Annotated in this window: 22 protein-coding genes; 12 read left to right on the forward strand and 10 right to left on the reverse strand. The window is 32.0% G+C overall.

The features are described 5' to 3' along the window. Positions 1 to 7: 7 nt before the first annotated feature. The 4 genes from AAON49_RS02375 to AAON49_RS02390 are packed head-to-tail and all read left to right on the forward strand — an operon-like array spanning position 8 to position 3,267. The gene (locus AAON49_RS02375) at positions 8 to 592 is read left to right on the forward strand and encodes a hypothetical protein (RefSeq protein WP_349552366.1); all 585 of its coding nucleotides are present in this window, start codon (positions 8 to 10) and stop codon (positions 590 to 592) included. Further along, a complete protein-coding gene (gene bufB, locus AAON49_RS02380; protein WP_349552368.1) occupies positions 585 to 1,508 on the forward strand; it encodes an MNIO family bufferin maturase in 924 nt (307 codons plus the stop codon). Before AAON49_RS02375 ends, bufB begins: the two co-directional genes overlap by 8 nt. After that, positions 1,508 to 2,341 (forward strand): HvfC/BufC family peptide modification chaperone, encoded by an 834-nt coding sequence (locus AAON49_RS02385; RefSeq protein ID WP_349552369.1) that lies wholly within the window; start codon positions 1,508 to 1,510, stop codon positions 2,339 to 2,341. The genes bufB and AAON49_RS02385 overlap by 1 nt, the downstream gene beginning before the upstream one ends. An 11-nt stretch (positions 2,342 to 2,352) precedes the next feature. Continuing rightward, complete coding sequence (locus AAON49_RS02390) at positions 2,353 to 3,267, forward strand: protein NO VEIN domain-containing protein (protein WP_349552370.1); 915 nt, start codon at positions 2,353 to 2,355, stop codon at positions 3,265 to 3,267. Positions 3,268 to 3,324: 57 nt separating this feature from the next. On the opposite strand, the gene AAON49_RS02395 is transcribed toward AAON49_RS02390, so the two are convergent. Together AAON49_RS02395 and AAON49_RS02400 are read right to left on the reverse strand one after the other, a co-directional pair. Beyond that, a complete protein-coding gene (locus AAON49_RS02395) occupies positions 3,325 to 3,702 on the reverse strand; it encodes a VOC family protein (protein WP_349552372.1) in 378 nt (125 codons plus the stop codon). Next, positions 3,699 to 4,910, reverse strand: a complete 1,212-nt coding sequence (locus tag AAON49_RS02400; protein WP_349552373.1) for an MDR family MFS transporter — start codon at positions 4,908 to 4,910, stop codon at positions 3,699 to 3,701. The genes AAON49_RS02395 and AAON49_RS02400 overlap by 4 nt, the downstream gene beginning before the upstream one ends. 265 nt (positions 4,911 to 5,175) lie before the next feature. On the opposite strand from AAON49_RS02400, the gene AAON49_RS02405 reads away from it, so the two are divergent. Together AAON49_RS02405 and AAON49_RS02410 are read left to right on the forward strand one after the other, a co-directional pair. Then, positions 5,176 to 5,553, forward strand: a complete 378-nt coding sequence (locus AAON49_RS02405) for a hypothetical protein (protein ID WP_349552374.1) — start codon at positions 5,176 to 5,178, stop codon at positions 5,551 to 5,553. 4 nt (positions 5,554 to 5,557) lie between these two features. Further along, positions 5,558 to 6,172, forward strand: coding sequence for a DUF1684 domain-containing protein (locus AAON49_RS02410; RefSeq protein WP_349552375.1), 615 nt, complete (start codon positions 5,558 to 5,560; stop codon positions 6,170 to 6,172). Here AAON49_RS02410 and crcB read toward each other — a convergent pair whose 3' ends face one another. The 5 genes from crcB to AAON49_RS02435 form a co-directional block, all read right to left on the reverse strand. After that, entirely contained in the window at positions 6,173 to 6,547 is a 375-nt protein-coding gene (gene crcB / locus AAON49_RS02415; RefSeq protein WP_349552377.1) for a fluoride efflux transporter CrcB, read from the reverse strand. A 64-nt stretch (positions 6,548 to 6,611) separates the two neighbouring features. Continuing rightward, on the reverse strand, positions 6,612 to 7,643 hold the full coding sequence (locus AAON49_RS02420; RefSeq protein ID WP_349552378.1) for an SRPBCC family protein: 1,032 nt from the start codon (positions 7,641 to 7,643) through the stop codon (positions 6,612 to 6,614). Between the two features lie 55 nt (positions 7,644 to 7,698). Continuing rightward, entirely contained in the window at positions 7,699 to 8,670 is a 972-nt protein-coding gene (locus AAON49_RS02425) for a BT_3928 family protein (protein ID WP_349552379.1), read from the reverse strand. Continuing rightward, entirely contained in the window at positions 8,661 to 9,299 is a 639-nt protein-coding gene (locus AAON49_RS02430) for a hypothetical protein (protein ID WP_349552381.1), read from the reverse strand. The genes AAON49_RS02425 and AAON49_RS02430 overlap by 10 nt, the downstream gene beginning before the upstream one ends. 130 nt (positions 9,300 to 9,429) lie before the next feature. Next, positions 9,430 to 9,963: a DUF1599 domain-containing protein gene (locus tag AAON49_RS02435; protein ID WP_349552383.1), complete on the reverse strand. Its 534-nt coding sequence runs from the start codon at positions 9,961 to 9,963 to the stop codon at positions 9,430 to 9,432. A 119-nt stretch (positions 9,964 to 10,082) separates the two neighbouring features. Here AAON49_RS02435 and AAON49_RS02440 point away from each other — a divergent pair, with 119 nt between their 5' ends. From AAON49_RS02440 to AAON49_RS02460, 5 genes are all read left to right on the forward strand, one after another. Beyond that, positions 10,083 to 10,673 (forward strand): LOG family protein, encoded by a 591-nt coding sequence (locus AAON49_RS02440; protein WP_349552385.1) that lies wholly within the window; start codon positions 10,083 to 10,085, stop codon positions 10,671 to 10,673. Beyond that, on the forward strand, positions 10,663 to 11,484 hold the full coding sequence (gene folP / locus AAON49_RS02445; protein ID WP_349552387.1) for a dihydropteroate synthase: 822 nt from the start codon (positions 10,663 to 10,665) through the stop codon (positions 11,482 to 11,484). Before AAON49_RS02440 ends, folP begins: the two co-directional genes overlap by 11 nt. Before the next feature lie 56 nt (positions 11,485 to 11,540). Further along, positions 11,541 to 12,140, forward strand: a complete 600-nt coding sequence (locus tag AAON49_RS02450) for an ExbD/TolR family protein (protein WP_349552388.1) — start codon at positions 11,541 to 11,543, stop codon at positions 12,138 to 12,140. A 178-nt stretch (positions 12,141 to 12,318) separates the two neighbouring features. After that, positions 12,319 to 13,095, forward strand: coding sequence for a diadenylate cyclase CdaA (gene cdaA, locus AAON49_RS02455; RefSeq protein WP_349552389.1), 777 nt, complete (start codon positions 12,319 to 12,321; stop codon positions 13,093 to 13,095). A gap of 8 nt (positions 13,096 to 13,103) precedes the next feature. After that, the gene (locus AAON49_RS02460) at positions 13,104 to 14,033 is read left to right on the forward strand and encodes a DUF3667 domain-containing protein (RefSeq protein WP_349552390.1); all 930 of its coding nucleotides are present in this window, start codon (positions 13,104 to 13,106) and stop codon (positions 14,031 to 14,033) included. On the opposite strand, the gene AAON49_RS02465 is transcribed toward AAON49_RS02460, so the two are convergent. Then, positions 13,997 to 15,766, reverse strand: coding sequence for an ABC transporter ATP-binding protein (locus AAON49_RS02465; protein ID WP_349552391.1), 1,770 nt, complete (start codon positions 15,764 to 15,766; stop codon positions 13,997 to 13,999). The genes AAON49_RS02460 and AAON49_RS02465 overlap by 37 nt on opposite strands. A 120-nt stretch (positions 15,767 to 15,886) precedes the next feature. Next, the gene (gene truA / locus AAON49_RS02470) at positions 15,887 to 16,612 is read right to left on the reverse strand and encodes a tRNA pseudouridine(38-40) synthase TruA (RefSeq protein WP_349552392.1); all 726 of its coding nucleotides are present in this window, start codon (positions 16,610 to 16,612) and stop codon (positions 15,887 to 15,889) included. A gap of 224 nt (positions 16,613 to 16,836) precedes the next feature. Here truA and AAON49_RS02475 point away from each other — a divergent pair, with 224 nt between their 5' ends. Then, a complete protein-coding gene (locus tag AAON49_RS02475; RefSeq protein ID WP_349552393.1) occupies positions 16,837 to 17,334 on the forward strand; it encodes a metallophosphoesterase family protein in 498 nt (165 codons plus the stop codon). Here the strand turns inward: AAON49_RS02475 and AAON49_RS02480 are convergent. After that, positions 17,321 to 19,072 carry a tetratricopeptide repeat-containing sensor histidine kinase gene (locus AAON49_RS02480; protein WP_349552395.1) on the reverse strand — a complete coding sequence of 584 codons (1,752 nt, stop codon included), beginning with the start codon at positions 19,070 to 19,072 and terminating at the stop codon, positions 17,321 to 17,323. The two genes, AAON49_RS02475 and AAON49_RS02480, sit on opposite strands and share 14 nt — an antisense overlap. Positions 19,073 to 19,130 lie beyond the last annotated feature (58 nt).

Here is a 19,130-nt window from a genome sequence, read left to right on the forward strand (position 1 = left end):
TAGAAATATGTCATCAGAATTAGTAACAAGAGAGCTTCACGTATGTATGGGGCTTAATTCATGCAAAAATGCTGGATATTCAGGTAATAATGATTGTGCCGGACAGGGAGATTGCTCAACAGCAGTAGGACATCCTTGCCACACATTAAATGCTTGTAAAGGGCAAGGTGGATGTGGAATCTTTGGAACAACCGAAGAGTTTTGTCATCCAGGAGAAAACGATTGTCGTTATCAAGGAAGTTGTGGTGTTCCTATTTTGAACTCGCGCTTTATGGCTCAAGGTCCTAACAAGGGACGTAGTGTTTGGTTGCTGGCAAGAGCTCGCTTTGAACAAAGAAGAGCTGCCAATGGTGAATCCTATGGAAAAGCACCACTGCCTTACGGACCTACAGAAGAGTTTGTCAATAAATTACGTGGTACCACAGGTAAAGATTATTCTTCTTGTGCACAAAGCGGATCTAGATCTTGCTCATATATTAATGATAAAGCGGAAAGAAAAAAAGCTGCAGATGCAAGAGTAGCCAAAATGGAAAAGGAAAGCGAAAAGAAAATGCCAGATACTCTTAAAACCTGTCCGCCAAATAATGCCTAAAAGACTTGGATTACCAACATTAGGTCTAGGATTAGGCTTGAGAAATCAACATTTTGATCATATTCTTTCTAAATCGCCAGCAGTAGATTGGTTTGAAGTGATCTCAGAAAACTTTATGGATTCTCATGGTCGTCCAAGACATATATTAAAACAAATAGCAGAACGATACCCTGTGGTTATGCACGGGGTATCTATGTCTATTGGAAGTACAGATCCTTTAAATTTTAAGTATCTCAAAAGTTTAAAAACTTTAGCAGATGAAGTACAACCTGCATGGATAAGTGATCATTTATGTTGGACAGGTGTGCTAACAACCAATTCACATGATTTACTTCCCTTACCGCTTAATGTAGAATCATTACAGCATGTATGCAATCGTATCAAACAGATACAAGATTATTTAGAACGACCGTTAATTGTTGAGAATCCAAGCACTTATGCATCCTTTAAAAATTCTGACATTCCAGAATGGGAATTTTTACGATTGATGACTGAAGAAACGGGTTGCGGATTACTCTTAGATGTGAACAACGTATATGTTTCTTCTTTCAACAACGACTTTGATCCTGTAGAATATATTCAAGGGATTCCGCATGACAAAATAGTCCAAATGCATTTAGCTGGGCATCAGAATATGGGAAACTATATCATAGATACACACGATCGGGAAGTGACGAATCAAGTTTGGGAACTTTTTCAAATGACTTATCAATTAGCTCCAGAAGCCGCTATTTTATTAGAATGGGACGGAAACATTCCTCCATTTGAAGTATATCATGCTGAGCTGATGAAATCGAAGAAATACATGAATCCAAATTATACAAGTAATGTCTCCGAGAAACTCCATGTTGGTCAAGAGCAAGTCTCAAATCCTTTGAATGTGATGCCTTTAGAAATAGAAACAGAAATATCTTGATGGAGAAAGTACATATTCCTTTGCCTACCTTTCAAGAATGGATGCAACAATTGTTGTTGGATCCTTTTCAACAAACCAACGTGAATCCTGAAGATATACTTCCTGAGAATTTGAATACTTTGGAAGATGTAGTACACGACTCTAAAAAACTTACAGCCAAAGAGCATTTAGCCATTTATCAACGTAGTTATATCGCACGTTTACGAAACTGCATGGCAACACAATTTAGTGCTTTGGAATATGCCTTGGGTGAAGAGATTTTTTGCGCTTTTGCCGATGATTATTTGGCTTCTAGACCTTCTTACAATTATAATTTAGCTTTGTTAGGAAAGCATTTTGCTGAGTATTTAGAAGAAAATCGTCCAGATAAAAAGGAAGCTCAAAAAGAAGACTGGATTGACTTTGTGATTGAGCTAGCACAATTTGAATACGATTTGGGGGTTATTTTTGAACAAAAAGCAGAAGAAGAGTATACATTAGTGGAGACTACTACTTCTGAAGAAAAATTGCAACTCGTTCCTATTTGTGAGTTGTTTCAATTTGATTTTCCTATACGAAAGTTTTATTCCGATTTTAAAAATGGAAAGGAACCTAGCCTTCCTTTTGGTCAAGAAACCTACTGTGTTGTTTTACGTCATGACTTTAAATTGGCTGTTTATGATTTGCATAAAGAACAATATGAATTCTTAAGCTATCTCAAAGACGGATTGACGCTCTCTGAAGCCAAGACAAAATTTCGTGAAGCACATCCTAATGACGTAGAAGAATTTGATTTTGTTTGGCCCAATTGGAAAACTCGATGGATTGAGGCAAAGGTGTTTAGGGTTTTGTAAACAATTAGCAGATGAATAATTACTCAATAATAGTCGAAAATGATGTTTCTAAATGGAAAGATGAAACAGGATCTAGATATCATTTCCCGAAAAAATACTTAAACATCTTAAAGACTGGAACTAAAGTAATTTATTACAAAGGAAGAATAAAAGACAAATCTTTTAGTAAAAATAGACTTTCAGATAATCCTCATTATTTTGGGATAGCAACAATAGGTCAAATAAGAGTAGATGAAAAAAACTCGAAAAATTATTTTGCAGAAATCATAGATTACATTCCTTTTAAAAAAGCGCTTTTATTTAAAAAAAAGGGAGGAGAATACTATGAAAAAATACCTAGTTCTAAAAAAGTAAATTATTGGAGAGATGGAGTTAGAGAAATTGAAAGAGAAACCTATGATGAAATAACTCTCTCAAGTGATTTGACTATAGAGCTTAAAAAGAGTAATCTCTATACAGCTAAATCAAAACTTTCTATTGTAGAAGAAAATTTATTAAAATACTATTCCAACAATATTAAATTAGTAGTCTCGAATGAATCTAAACTACCTTATAGCAAAAATGCTAAAGAAGTTGGAGATTTAGGAGAACAACTGGTCTATGAGTATTTAAAAAGCAGTGGTGTAAATTCATTAGTTTGGCATGCCAATGTTGGTGAAACTCCAGGCTATGATATATCTTTTATTGATAAAAATAATAATCCGAATTATGTAGAAGTAAAAACGACTACTGGTAAGTTATTCAACAACTTTCTCATGACAATTAATGAGGTTAATTCAGCTAAAAAACTAGGTGTAAATTATAAAGTTTATCTTGTTTCTGACTGTTTATCAAGTAGTCCTAAATTAAATATTATAGATAATCCTACGCTTGAAAGTAACTTTATATTTGAGCCTATTTCTTTCAAGGTTACTAAATTTGAATAAAACTCCTTTTCAAAAAGGAAAATTTCAGATTCCAAGATCATTCCATCCAAAAGAATACTAATTCACTCGCCAAGGCGGGTTTTTACGATTCTCTCCTGCGCTATAGATAATCAATTGATTTCCATCCGGATCTTTTAATCGAGCTTCACGCCACAACCAAGGTTGGTCTGTTGGCAAGAGATCAAATTCAATTCCTTTTTCTTGCAGCTCCTTAACAGCTTCATCTAGATTCTCATTTTGAAAATACACATAAATTCCTTCGCCTTTTGGTAATTCTTCTACTTTATGAAGTGAGAAGGTTGCATCACCATCTGGTAATTCAAAACGCACATAGTTAGGTCTTGCATCTACAATGAGATGCAAGCCTAATTTTTGATAAAACTGCGTTCCTTTTTCTACATCCAACGAAGGGATGGTTATTTGGTTTAAGATCATACTGTTTTCTTTTCTTTTTTGATTACTTTCATTAATATCCACAAGCACAGCACTCCAATAAAACCTAAAGCAGTAATCAAACTCCAGGTATTATCAAATCCAATTTTGTCTACCATCTGCATTCCTGAATTGTGTCCAAAAATATGAGCAGCAGAAAATGCAATGCTATAAAACGCCATGTATTCTCCTTGGTTTCCTTTCTTTGCTCTGTCAATCACAAATGCATTAGAAAAAGGAAATGCAATCATTTCACCTATGGTCATTAACAGCATTCCTACAACTAATATTCCAACAGGCAAACTCCATATCAATACTAGAAAACTTAATACCGTCAGAAATAAACCAACCAACATTAATGCAGGTTTTGAATAGTTTACTGTTTCTAACCATTTAATCAATGGCATTTCTAAGGCGAAAATGACAAATCCGTTTAGCCCGAATAAGAGTCCTATTTCTAATTCTGTTAAGTGATATACATCCCTGTAATACAAAGGCATTGTTGAGAAATATTGTAAGAATATAAATCCGAAAATGAACATGGCTATAAAGAAAATCCAGAAGGGTTTGTCTTTGTATACAGATACAGGATTCTCCACTTTTACCTCGTCAAAAACTCTTGCTTTTTTAGGGTTTAACACCTGTATTAATAGCAATACTGCCAATAAACAAGTAATTCCGTCTACCCAAAACAGTCCATGGTATCCAATAGAAGTAATGATAAGACCTCCCACCGCTGGTCCAGCAGTAAAGCCAAGGTTAATTGCTAACCTAATTAATGTTACAGATCTTGTTTTATTTTCTGGTTTACTGTAAGCACTTAATGCCACGAACATCGCAGGCCTAAATGTATCTGCTACTAACATCACCAAGAATATTCCAATACAGAACCCCGCAAACGTTGTAACATATTGTAAGGCTACGAAAAGAATTCCTGTTAAGAACAAACTAACTGCCATTACCTTGTAATAGCCTATTCGATCTGTTAATTTTCCTCCTAACCAAGAACCTAAGACCGATCCTACACCAAAACAAGTCATAATCCATCCTACATCTGGGACTGTAAATCCTAAACTTTTGGTCAGATATAATGACATAAAAGGAATGACCATAGTACCTGCTCTATTGATTAACGTAATCAAAGACAGCCACCAAACTTCTGTTGAAAGACCTTTGAAGGTTTCTAAATAATTAAAGTACAATTTTTTCATAGTTCTGGTTGTTGATTTGAGGTTTGTATTAAAATAAAAAGTCCGGCTAAATAGCCGGACTTTTATGATTGAATGATCTTATTTCTATATCATCAAAACACATACTCTGCCCGGCTATGGATGTTTGGTACCCATTGCTTACATGTATATGTAATGATATTCCTCATGATTCTTTTTTGATTGATGGGGTAAAACTACATAAAATTTTAATACAAAAAACAGAAAACAATTTTCTTTCCGTATTTTAGAGGAAAATATCTCTACTATGAAAAAATTAAAAACAGGACATTACATTCTTCTTGTCTTTATTCTCTTAATCGGATTACTGATTGGTTCAAATTATGTGAACAATACCAATCAAAAGAATTTAGAACAAAATGGAATTGAAACTATTGCCACAATTACCAATATTGATGTAAACAATTACAAAGCCAATGAAATGGAAGGACGATATATAGAAAACTATATTCTTACCTTTCAATTTTCTGATAAAAATGGGAAAGTAGTTACAACGGTTAAGACTATTGAAAAAAAAGACTACAAAAAATATTTTGAGAAACCACTCAATGTGAATGATCAAATTAAAATATTATACGATGAAGCAAATTCTTCAAATAGTACTTTTAAAAAATTAGAAAAATAGATTCATGAAAAAACTTTTAACATTCCTTGTCTTATTCTCCATCTTTGCTTGTAATTCTCAAGACAAAAGACCTATTGCTGGAGAAACCGATTATCAAAGAGAATTGAATGCACAGTACAAAGATGCTTCTAGATCTCCTTTAAAAAAGAAAGATTTAAAGAAATTTAAAGGATTAGATTTCTATCCTGTAGATTCAGCATATGTAGTGACGGCCAAAATAAAAAGAACGCCTAATACCTCTTTTATTCCTATGGCAACTACAACAGACAGAAAACCTTATTATAGAGAATTTGGAATTTTAAGCTTCACGATACAAGGAAAAGAGTTATCGCTTACTGTATACAAAAGCAAAGAAGAATACGACGACCCTAAATACAAAGGTTATTTGTTTTTGCCTTTTACAGATGATACTAGTGGTGATGGTTCTTATGGCGGTGGTAGATATATGGATATTTATGAACATCAGATTCAAGATGATGATACTATAATCATAAACTTCAACAATACTTATAACCCTTATTGTGCCTACAACGATCGATATTCTTGTCCGTTAACACCAAGAAAAAATCATTTAGATGTGGCTATCAAAGCAGGTGTGAAAGATTTTAAGAAGAAATAATTACGCAAAAACTCTTGCTAAATAGATTCCTGCAAAAACCGCTAAAAAAGCAACGATAAAACTTGCAATAGTATAGAAGGCAAAGTTCATAAAATCACCATTCTTTAAAAAAACATGGTTTTCATAAGCAAAGGTAGAGAAGGTAGTAAAACCACCACAAAAGCCCGTTGCCAACAATAATGTTTGATTTTGTGTTAAGGCTTCATTCTTAGCAGCCAAGCCTAAAATAATACCAATGAGCAAACTTCCAATAATATTGGCAGCAAATGTTCCGAATGGAATTCCGCTTTCAGGATTGTTTAGATATCTTCCTAATAAATAGCGAAAAACACTTCCAAAACCTCCACCTATAAAAACGAGTAATACTTGTTTCATTTGTGCGAATATAAGAAAACCTCATAGCTTTCGCTATGAGGTTTTCTTTTGATATGTTTTTATGTTATTTTAATGAATAGTAAATATCTGTTTGAATATCTTGTGGTTTAACAGATATAGGATCGTTCATATACAACTCCCATACAAGTCCAGTAGGCTCTAATGAATTTGCTTTTAGATATTGATCTATTTTTCCATGTGCTTCCATATCTCCAATTCCATATTTACCATATTTGGTAATCATTACTCCTTTTCCTTTTGGCATTTTCACTGATTTCATTCCTTTGCCTGGCTTCAGATTTTTATTTAGTAACAAACCAATGTAAAATTCAGCTTCTTTAGTTTCTTCATCCCATTTTGTATATACAGAACCTGGAACATAATCTCCTAACTGTAATCCGTTTTGAGCAGCATACATTCCTACTTTAGGCAAACTTTCCATGAAAAGCTTAGTCATATCTTCGTGACTTAAATCTGTGGTTGTTTTATGAAAAAAACCAATAAACTTTTTACTCTCTAAATCTATAGATTGAGGTTCTTCAAGTCTAAAGCTATTTTCCTCTGCTATTCTTTTGGTAACTAATTCTTCTAAGTTTTCTAAACCTTTTTCTTGATCAGGACCAAACATTGCGTCCCAACCACCCATCATTGCAGACCCTATCTTAAATAAAAAGGGCATATTTTCTCCTTTCATTCCCCAAGTAACTTTTGTTCCTTCGTCTACTTCTTCAAAAGACCAATAAACTCCAGTAGGGTCATAATCCGCAAATTGCATTTCCATATCTATGGATTTATTAGGATCTACAGCTACTGTTTTCATCTTACCAGGTCCGTCTTTACTTACCCAACTATTATTTGCTCCAACTCCAGAGGTAACATCTCCGTAGGTTACAGTAATGGTAGTATCTACTCTGTACCATGGACCCCAATCTTCCCAAGATTTAAGTTCATTTACAGTGTTATACAATTCAGCTGCTGGTGCTTTGATTACTCTAGAGCGTGACACGTCGTAATCTGAAGGTTGAAAAGCAACATATGCAATAAGCGCTACTATTAAAACAAATAGTATCAATAATACTCTTTTAAGGATTTTCATAATTAAAAAGTTTTGATTGTTGGCCTCTAAGTTACTAATTTTTAGCAATCAACCTTTATAACTCAATATCATCTGCGTCTTTCCAGTTCCATTTTCCAGTTACAGTTCCTTTGCTTAAAGTCATTATTCCTGGGTTGGCTCTAATCATTGTCTTGAGTGTAGTAGAATCACAAAACAAGAAATTAAATGGAAGGTCGTATTTGTTTTGCATAAGTATCAAATCGTCTTCGAAAGATGCAGAGACCCCATAAACATTATATCCTTTTTTTATGGCTTGGTCTGCTACCTTTTTGATTTGAGCAAATGCTTCTTTATCAGATTTTTCAATATCATATACAATAACCAAGAGTACTTTGTTCATTGCTAATATTTCGGAGGTAAGGTCGTTTTGTGTATCCTCTAAGAAGAAATCCTTTACTGCAGGCATTTCATTTGGATCCTCAGGATATTCCATACCTTCGGGAATATTTTTACCAACTGCATAGGCTCTAAAATCTATAATTGGCAAATGATTTAACACATGATAAGTGATATAAGAAAAACTAATTAAGGAAAGTAAAGTGATTGCTAATGTTACTTTTTTAGAAAGAATTTCTTTAATGTCTTTTACTCTAAATAATAGTAAAATGATTAACGCAATTAGTAATACATTCTTCCAAAAGGTTTCCCAAGGTGTTAGTTTAATGGCATCTCCAAAACATCCACAATCTGTTACTTTATTGTAGTAGGCTGAATACCAAGTTAAAAATAAGAAGATGGTTGTTAACCCAAGTAAACTCCAAACGGTAATTTTAGATTTATAGCCTAGCAACAACATCACTCCTAGCATAATCTCGGCAATAATCAAAACAATTGAGAATGGCAGTGCATAAGGAATTAAGAATTCTAAATTCAACACACTCTCTCCAAAGTATTCTTCAAACTTGTATTGTGATCCTATAGGGTCTACCAATTTTACAAATCCGGAAAACACAAACATTGCTCCGACAAATATTCTGGACAAATGGACTAAGAGTTTTATAAACATGGTTTCTTTATTCTAAAATCTAAATTTTCATTAACACTAAGATAATTTATTGCATACAACAATCGTACTTTTATATCACTTGTATTGTATAAATTGTAATTCATTGTTAAAGAAGCAGTAGAACTTATACTAACTCCATTAGCGTATGTCAAACCAAGAGCATACTCTTTAAACAACGTATCTTTCTTTGCAACTTTTTCTAAAAATCGATAGTACCTACTCCCCCACGCTTTGATATCTATATTTACTGGAATTTTAAGAGTATCAGGATAACATCTTCCTTTTTGCCATATTTCATATAAAGTAGAGCTATCTATCTTTTTATACATTTCTCTTTGTGATTCAATATCAATAAACTTCAAGTACTCTCCTTTATTAAAGGAGATTGTATCTTGTATATTGAATTTATCATAACAACTTTTAAGGTTTTCTTTATTACCTTGATTGAATTTATCACAAATTTCATTTTCAAAAAACTCAACAATAGTTACTAAATCTTTTAGTTGATTGTCTGTAAATGATTCAGATAATAACTTATCAGATTTCATCTTATCATAAGCAGTCAGTTCCTTTTTATCACAACTAAAAACAAAGAAAAGACAACCGATAAAAAAAACTCTTTTTAGCATAATTATGTTTGGCTTTCAATTAGTTATATATTGACTCTACTTTTTTAACACAGAAAAATGAAAATCTTCTATAAAAACTTTCTCTTTTCTCTTTTTACTACTTACGAATCAAAATTTCAACAAATAAATATCAACCCATATGTATCATCGCAAAGATGGCGTAGTTAATCATATCTTGGTAATTAGCATCTATACCTTCAGATACTAATGTTTTTCCTTCGTTGTCTTCTATTTGTTTAACACGTAATAGTTTTTGTAAAATCAGATCTGTTAATGAACTAATTCGCATATCTCGCCAAGCTTCTCCATAATCGTGGTTTTTATCCTCCATCAATTTTTTTGTAATTCCAATATGCTTGTCGTACAATTCTGTAGCTTCTTCAGTAGATAAATCTGGATTCTCAACAATACCCAACTCTAATTGAACTAATGCCATAATGGAGTAATTGATAATCCCAATAAACTCAGATCGTTCTCCTTCATCTACTTTTCGAACCGAATTTTCTTGCAACTGACGTATGCGTTGTGCTTTGATAAAAATTTGATCGGTTAGAGAAGGTAATCGAAGAATTCTCCATGCAGAACCGTAATCACTCATTTTTTTAACGAACAAATTCCTACATTGTTCTACGACAGCATCATATTGTTGTGAAGTATTTGGCATAAACTATTTTAATTTCTATAAAAAGTATTCGCGTAAAAATAGTAAATCCTACTATGTTTTCATTTATTTTTACGGAATAGTTTTCATTTATTTTTACGGAATAGTTTTCACTCTTTTTTATGAAAAAAATCGTTGTTTTTTGTGGTTCTAGTTTAGGGTTTGATCCTGTATACAAACAAGCGGCTATAGAATTGGCTACTGAGTTTGTAAAACAAAATATTACTTTAGTTTACGGTGGTGGAAAGATTGGCATGATGGGCGTTTTAGCTTCTTCTATCTTAGAACAAGGTGGAAAAGTAATAGGTGTAATTCCTAAATTATTAGAAAAAGAAGAGGTTGTAAATACCCATGTTTCTGAATTGATTGTTACCAAAAATATGAGTGAACGAAAAATTATCATGAGTAAATTATGTGATGGTTATATAAGTTTGCCTGGAGGTTTTGGAACATTGGATGAATTGTTTGAAGGACTCACTTTAAATCAATTGCATATTGAGGAAAAACCTAATGGTTTACTTAATGTGAAGCAGTATTTCGATCATACATTACGTCAATTAGATCATATGGTGAAAGAGGGGTTTTTGAAAGCTTCTAATAGAGAACTCTTATTAGTGGATAATTCTGCAAAAGGGTTGTTAGAAAAAATGAATCGATATAAAGCTCCCGAAAAAAATCCTGTAATTAATAAAGTTGTAAAACATGACCATTAATTGTAAAGGAAATTTAATTGATCTTTCTCTTCCCAAAGTAATGGGAATTCTTAATATTACCCCTGACTCTTTTTTTGATGGTGGTAAGTATAAAAATGAAAGTGACATTCTCAATCAAGTTGAAAAAATGCTTTCTGAAGGAGCAACATTTATTGATGTAGGTGCTTATTCTTCTAGACCTGGCGCAAATCATGTTTCAGAAGAGGAAGAATTGAAAAGAATACTTCCTGTTGTGAATTTATTATTGAAAGACTTTCCAGATATACTAATTTCTGTTGACACATTTCGAAGTAAGGTTGCTCAGGAGACAATCAACTCTGGCGCTGCCATTATCAATGATATTTCTGGAGGAAACATAGATTCAAAGATGTTTTCAACTGTAGCTGATTTGCAAGTACCTTATATTGTAATGCACATGCTAGGAACTCCGCAAAATATGCAACAAAACCCTACTTACAAAAATGTGACTACTGAGTTGCTTCAGTTTTTTTCTGAAAAAATAAACGAATTAAATCGTCTTCAAGTAAAAGATGTGATTGTAGATGTAGGTTTTGGTTTTGGAAAAACAATAGCTCACAATTATCAACTGTTGAAGAATTTGCAATTGTTTCAACATTTAAATGCTCCTATTCTTGCTGGAGTTTCAAGGAAATCTATGTTGTACAAAACCTTAGATATTACTGCTAAAGAGGCTTTGAATGCAACAACTTCTGCCAATACAATTGCCTTGTTAAATGGGGCAAATATTTTGCGTGTACACGATGTAAAAGAAGCCGTTCAGAGTGTTAAAATTGTAAATCAAGTTCTTTAAAAATTAGTTTCGGCATTCTTTTTGTTTGATTCTCAGTAAACTAAAAAATTACAACTATGAGAAGAGAACTACCTCCGATTAATGCGGGATCTATGGCAGACATCGCTTTTTTATTACTTATTTTCTTTTTGGTAACCACAACAATGGATGTTGATCAGGGAATTTTCACTAAGCTTCCTAGAAAGACCACTGATCCTGTTATTGATATTAAAGAAAAGAATCTACTAGCCGTAACTATTAATGGAAATAACGAACTTTTTGTTGAAGATAAAACAATTGACATCTCTCAATTAACTCAAATTGCAGTAAATTTTATAGATAATGGCGGTGGCACAGATAAAGATGGAAATCCCTGTAGTTGGTGTCAAGGAGCTAAAGATCCTGCTTCATCAGATCATCCTTCTAAAGCATTAATTGCCATAGAAGCCAATAGAGCTGCCAACTATGAAACCTACATCACAGTTTTAGATCATTTGCATAGAGCTTACTCAAAATTAAGAGACCGGTATGCGCTTCAAACTTATCAAATGTCATACAAAGACATGGTAAAAGAAGAAAAGAAAAAACTGGCTAACAACGCCTTATTGCGAGAACGAATTAAAAAAGTTCAAGAGAAATATCCTCTTTTGATTTCCGATTCTCAAATCCAAAATTGAATTATGAATATTAGATATAGAATACTGAGTATCGAACGTAGTATTTAGAATTTAGAATTTTAAAAGTTCATCATTCAGTATTTGTTATTTAGTATTCATTATTCCCAATAGATTAGTAGCTTCTAGCTTCTTACTTTGTAACTTTATTAGTACATTTACCCGAAACCAATCAATATTAATGTTAGAGTTTGTTGATTTTTCTTTTTTAGATGTACTAGACATTCTGCTAGTAGCTATTCTTCTTTACTATATATACAAGCTTTTAAAGGGCACTGTTGCTATTAATATTTTTATTGGTATTGCTTTGATTTTCTTAATCTGGAAGATGACACAGATTCTTAAAATGGAAATGTTAAGCAATATTCTAGGGTACTTATTAAGTGGAGGAGTTATAGCATTGATTATTGTTTTTCAACAGGAAATCAGAAAGTTTTTGTTGATGATTGGAACCACAAATTTTGCTTCTAGAAGAAATTTTTTAACTCAATTGAAATTTTTAAAATCTGAAATTAATTCAGAAACAGATACAGAAGTTTTACTGAATGCGTGCAAGAAACTTTCTACAACAAAAACAGGAGCTTTAATTGTTATGGAGCGAACCAACAGTTTAGATTTTCTTATCAATACTGGAGATTCTATGAATGCTCAAATGAATATAGCTTTGCTAGAAAGTATTTTTTATAAAAATAGTCCTTTGCATGATGGAGCTACAATTGTAAGAGATAATTATGTAGTAGCAACACGTGTTATTCTTCCTGTTTCTGATAATTCTAAAATTCCTTCTAGATTCGGATTACGTCATAGAGCAGCTATTGGCGTTTCTGAAAAAACAGATGCAGTTTGCTTACTTGTTTCTGAAGAAACTGGAGAAATCTCATATATCAAAGATGGAAATTTTGAATTGTATGCAGATTATGATGAATTGGAAGAAAAATTAAGAAAAGACATTCAATAAACTAACCAATGGAGTGTAAGAATTGCAGTGCCAATCTTCAAGATAAAGATGGATTTTGCTCTTATTGTGGAGCCAGAGTTCTAGAAAAAGGAATCTCCTTAAAGTTTCTTATCAGCGAAATAATGGATAAGGTTTTAAGTGTAGATAATAAATTGCTAAAAACTTTTTGGCAGTTATTTTCTAAACCTGATCAAGTTATAAATGGCTATATAGACGGAGTTAGAAAAAAGTATTTTAACCCTTTTAGCTACCTCTTAATTTCCATTACATTGGCAGGGATTTCTTTTTACTTCTTAAAAGATATTGCCATACAATCTTTAGAAACTGCTCCTACTATTAATCAAACAGGGAATCCTTTTGGGGATAAACAATTCTTAGAATCTTTCCTCAATTTTATATTTGATTACCAAGCTTTTTTAACAGCTCTTATAATTCCTGTTTATGCACTTATCTCTTGGGTTGTTTTTCTCAATAGGAAAAAGTATAACTATCTAGAACACGTTATCATATATATTTATGCTTCAGCTCAAATTTCTATATTAAATTTCATAGTAGCCACACCTGTTTTTTTTATAGATAGTGTTATTGGAAACTATATTTCTTTAGGAATTAGTTCTCTTTCTGTAGTTTATAATTCTTATATCTTAATACGTCTCTTTAAGCTTACTTTTTGGCGATTCATTGTTAAATTCTTGTATTTCTTATTTGTAGGTTCTGTTCTCTATTTTATTTGGTCTATGATAGCAGGCATTATACTGGTACTATATTTAGGACCAGAATTTTTTGACAGATTTAAAAAACCGCAAAAGAAAGACAGTATTCAAAAAGTACAACCTATAGATAGTACGAAGGTTCTTCAAAAAAACGATAGTATTCTAAAGGATAAAAAGACGATTTCTTTTTATGAAGCTAGTTCTAAACTAAACTGTTTGTCGTAAAGGTTTTTGTAGTAACCATTCTCTTTCTTTAAGAGTTGTTTATGTGTACCTTCTTCAACAATGTTTCCTTTATCCATTACAATAATTTTGTCAGCTTTTTTAATAGTAGCTAATCTATGAGCAATAACAATGGAAGTTCTGTCTTGTGTAATAGTATCTGTTGCATACTGTATCATTTGCTCTGAATGCGAATCTACTGAAGACGTAGCTTCATCCAGTATTAAAATGCTTGGCTTGCTCACATAGGCTCTTAAGAAAGCAATTAGTTGTCTTTGTCCAGAAGATAACATGGCTCCTCTTTCTTTAACATTGTAATGATAATTTTCTGGCAATGACATAATAAAATCGTGAATTCCAATCTTTTTTGCTGCTTCCTGCACTTCTTCTAAGGATATTTTTTTATCCTTTAGTGTTATGTTATTATAGATAGTATCAGAAAACAAAAAGACATCTTGAAGTACTACAGCAACTTCATTTCGTAACGATTCTAATTGATAATCTTCTATTGAAATGTTATCTACCGTAATTTCTCCACTATCAATCTCATAAAAACGATTGATCAAGTTTATAATTGTAGATTTTCCAGCTCCTGTAGCACCTACAATAGCCACGGTTTGTCCTTTTTGAACATCAAATGAGACGCCTTTTAAGACCTCTTCACCTTCTACATAGCTAAATCTAACATCTTTAAAAGAAATATCTCCTTGTACGTTGTCTGTTTTATACGTTCCCTCTCTTTTGATGAAACTATCATTATCCATTACTTTAAAAACACGTTCTCCAGAAACAATTCCCATTTGTAACTGATTGAATTTATCTGCAATTTGACGTAAAGGTCTAAACAACATTTGAGTCATTTTAATAAATGTTATGATAAAACCAACATCCGTTATATCTCCAGCAATAACCTGAAGACCTCCATACCAAACAATCAAACCAATACCTACAGATGATAAAATCTCTGCAATAGGAAAGAAAATAGAATAATACCAAACTGCTCTTATGTAAGCTTTTTTGTGTTTGTTATTGATTCCCATAAAGTTTTGATACTCTATTTTCTCTCTGTTAAATAACTGAACAATCTTCATTCCAGTAACTCTCTCTTGTACAAAACCATTAAGGTTAGCAACCTGATTTCTTACTTCTTGGAAAACCGCTTTGATTGAAACTTGAAAGATTTTGGTAGCATAGATTAAAAGAGGTAATACAGCTATTGCAATGAGTGCTAATTTCCAGTTAATGACCAACATAAACACAATAACCACGATCATTTTAAGAATATCACTTACTATAGTAAAAACACCATTGGTAAAGAAAGCTGCAATTGTCTCAATATCTGAAACAACTCTAGTAACCAATCTTCCTACAGCATTGTTATCGAAATAAGACATTTTAAAGCGTACAATATTATTAAACACTTTAATTCTTATGTCTCTTATAATGTGCTGGCCTACCCAATTTGCATAAAAAATAAACAAGAACGTTAAGAGTACCTCAGCAAAGGTTAATCCTAATAATATTAGAATATAAAAATTAAGATTCTCTACACTCTTTGTAGTGGTAAAGTCATTAACGGTAATTCCTAAAATATATGGATTTACAGCTGCAACTAACGCCAATATAATTGTAGAAATAGCTGCAATAGAAAACTTGAGTTTATACTGTTTAGCAAAACTCATCAGTCTTCTAAAGATTTTCATATCAAATGCTTTTCCAGATACTTTTTCTGACATTAGGTTAGTTCTTAAGTGTTAAGTGATTAAATATGTATTAGCACTTATGAATTTCTCATTTCGCTACTAATCACATACAACATTACCCATTTCTCCTTACTCTTTATTCTTTTTCTCTTTTCAATATTTTACTTCTGTTAAAAATAAGCCTTGTGCGGGAACTGACAAACCCGCTTCGCTTCTTTTTTTACTTTCTATAACTCTTCTAAAATCTTCTACTGTTTTTTTTCCTTGTCCAACTTCTAATAATGTTCCAACAATGGCTCTAACCATATTCCGTAAAAACCTATTGGCAGTAATACAAAAAATCAATTTCTTATGTTCTAGTTTCCATTCTGCATGAGTTATTGTACAATCAAATGTTTTTACATCTGTCTTCACTTTAGAAAAACATTCAAAATTTGTATAATCTAGTAAGATTTGTGCTGCATTATTCATTACATCTACATTCAAATCTTGTTGATACAATTGCCAACTGGTGTCTAACAAAAAAGGATTTCTTCCTAACCATATATGATATTCATAACTTCTACTAACTGCATCAAATCTGGCGTGTGTTTCATCAGATACTTCTGTTAAGTCATAAATGACTATATCGTTTGGTAAAATAGAATTGAATTTATACACATAAGTTTCATCCAATACTTTTTGGCAATCAAAATGAGCAAACATCTGACTAGCGTGTACTCCAGCGTCAGTTCTTCCAGCTCCAAGAATATTTATTTCTTCTTGAAGAATAGTGCTTAACGCTCTATTGATTTCCTCTTGAACAGAATTCGCATCTGGCTGCATTTGCCATCCATGATAGTTTGTTCCTTTATACGATAACTCGATGAAATACCTCAAAAAAAGTAGTGATTATTTGAAATTCAAAATTACGGATTTTTAATGAATGTTGATGTAGAATACCAAATGTTGAATTTAGAATTTATATAATATTAATTTTGAGTTTTGCACCCTTACTCTTTACTCCTTACTCTTTACTCCTTACTCCTTTCTCTTTATTCTTTACCCCTTACTCTTTGTTCTTTTCTCTTTTCTCTTTGCTACTTTCATTGTACTTTCGAAACATGAAGAAAATCTTGTTGATTTCTGACACTCACAGTTATATTGATGATCAAATTTTAAAGTTTGTAAAACAAGCTGATGAAGTGTGGCATGCTGGAGATATTGGCAATCTTGAAGTTACAGACACTATTCAAAAAATTAAACCTTTACGGGCGGTTTATGGCAATATTGATAGCAAAGATGCTAGAGCTGAGTTTCCTTTAGACAACAAATTTGTTTTAGAAGGTGTTTCTGTATGGATAACTCACATTGGTGGATATCCAAATAAGTATAACTTTCGTATTAGAGAAGAACTACAACAGAATCCGCCTAAGCTTTTTATATGCGGACATTCTCATATTTTAAAGGTTCAGTACGATAAAAAATTACAGTTACTTCATTTAAACCCTGGAGCAGCAGGAAAACACGGATTTCACAAAGTAAGAACAATGCTGCGTTTTACGCTAGATAATGGAGATATTAAAGAAATGGAAATTATAGAGTTGGCTAAGAGATCGTAACTACTTCTTTTTCAAAAACAGGCAATTCTATGCTAATGGTAGTTCCTTTACCTTTTCCTGATTCTATATGAAACTTTCCTTGCATCATTTGTATTCTAGCATCAATTTGGTTGATTCCTAAACCGTCTTTCTCTGGAATTTTAGTTTTATCAAATCCTTGACCGTTATCTTCTATAGTTAGATAGAGTTTACTTTTCTTTTCAACTAGTGTAACCTTGGCATAAGAAGCTTTACTATGTTTTAGAATATTATTAACAAACTCTTGAATGATGTTATACAATTTGATTTCAAAACGCTGATCGTATCGTTTTATATACTTGGTTTCGTAATCTATCTTTAATTCTGAATTTGAAAACTTTTCTGCAATGTCTTTAATGGCATAGCTTAACCCAAACTTAAGTAGAATAGACGATACTAAAGTATGCGATAAATCTCTAATTTTTTGAGATGCTTCGTTGATAATACTTTGTGATTTATCTACTTCTATAGGAGTTGTACCATTAAACTGTTTTTTACAAGCTTGTAAATGCAAATTGGCAGATGATAGTAAGGCACTTACGCTATCGTGTAAGGTTTCTGCAATTTGTTTACGTTCTTTTTCTTTTCCGTCTATGGTAGCATTTAAGATACGAATCTGAGATTCTGATTTAATTTTTTCTATTTTTTGTTGCTGTACCAACTCTTGTTTAGAAAGTTCTAAACTTAAATTTTTTTGTCGGAGTTTGTACTGATTTAACAAGAAAACTAATAAGACAATAATAAAGAAAGAAGAAATTCCTAATATCCAAGTATTCCTTTGTGCAGTTCTTTTTTTGATTTCTTGTTGCAAAATACCTTCATCTAACCCACGTTTATAATTCCTTTCCGCATAGATGTTTGCAATTAATTTCTCATTCTCATCTGTTTTTATTTTATCATAAAGGCTCCAAGCCTTTTCTTGATAATCATAAGCGCGATAATCTTTCAGCATATACAAGGAATATGCAATATTTAAATTCATTGCTGCTGAAAGTTCATCTGTTCGAAATCCCTTTGTTTTCTCAAGAACTTTGAGACCTTCTTTTAAAACTTTAATTCCAAGATTATATTCTTTTCTAGCAAAGTGAATATTGAATAATGCATTATATCCAGCTGCTCTAGAATAAACATCTGCATGATTTTCTTTAATTTCTAATGACTTTAAAGTGTATTCTTCAGCCAGATCATAATCCTTTAAACGAATGTAAATACCAGAAATGTTATTATATGCTCTTGCCTTAATTAATGATCTTTTCTTATCAAAAAAATCATTCTTTATCACCTTTTGGTAATAAAAAATAGCACTGTCCTTAAGTATTTCTCTATTGGCTACAACAGTATCAAACTTAATGGATTTTTCAAATAGTTTTTGAAAAGAATTACCTATCCTTAAATTACTGTTTAAAACAGAATAATCTGAGTTAAAATCAAAAGGTTCTAATTCTGTTTCAAAATCCCTCTTTGAGAGCAAAACTCTTAGTCCGTCAAGACTGTATTTAAAGTAAGAAATTGCATTATCATAAGACTTAGATGCATACCAAATTTTTCCAATCAAAAAGTTAGTTTTAGAAATTAACTCTAGGTCATCTTTTGGGTCCGCATCATCCAAAATTTTAAAAGCTAGTTCTAATGCAAGAGTGTGGTTTTTTGCTTTGTATACACTATCTGTTTTAGAATACAAATTATATAATATAGAATCTTTAACTTGTTGTAATGTCAAAAGTTCAGAGGTTTTGATTAAATTCACCTCTGAACTATTTCCTATATTGCAACTTAGT

It is taken from the genome of Pseudotenacibaculum sp. MALMAid0570 (genome assembly GCF_040151415.1).
In the GTDB taxonomy this organism is placed as follows: Bacteria; Bacteroidota; Bacteroidia; order Flavobacteriales; family Flavobacteriaceae; genus Polaribacter.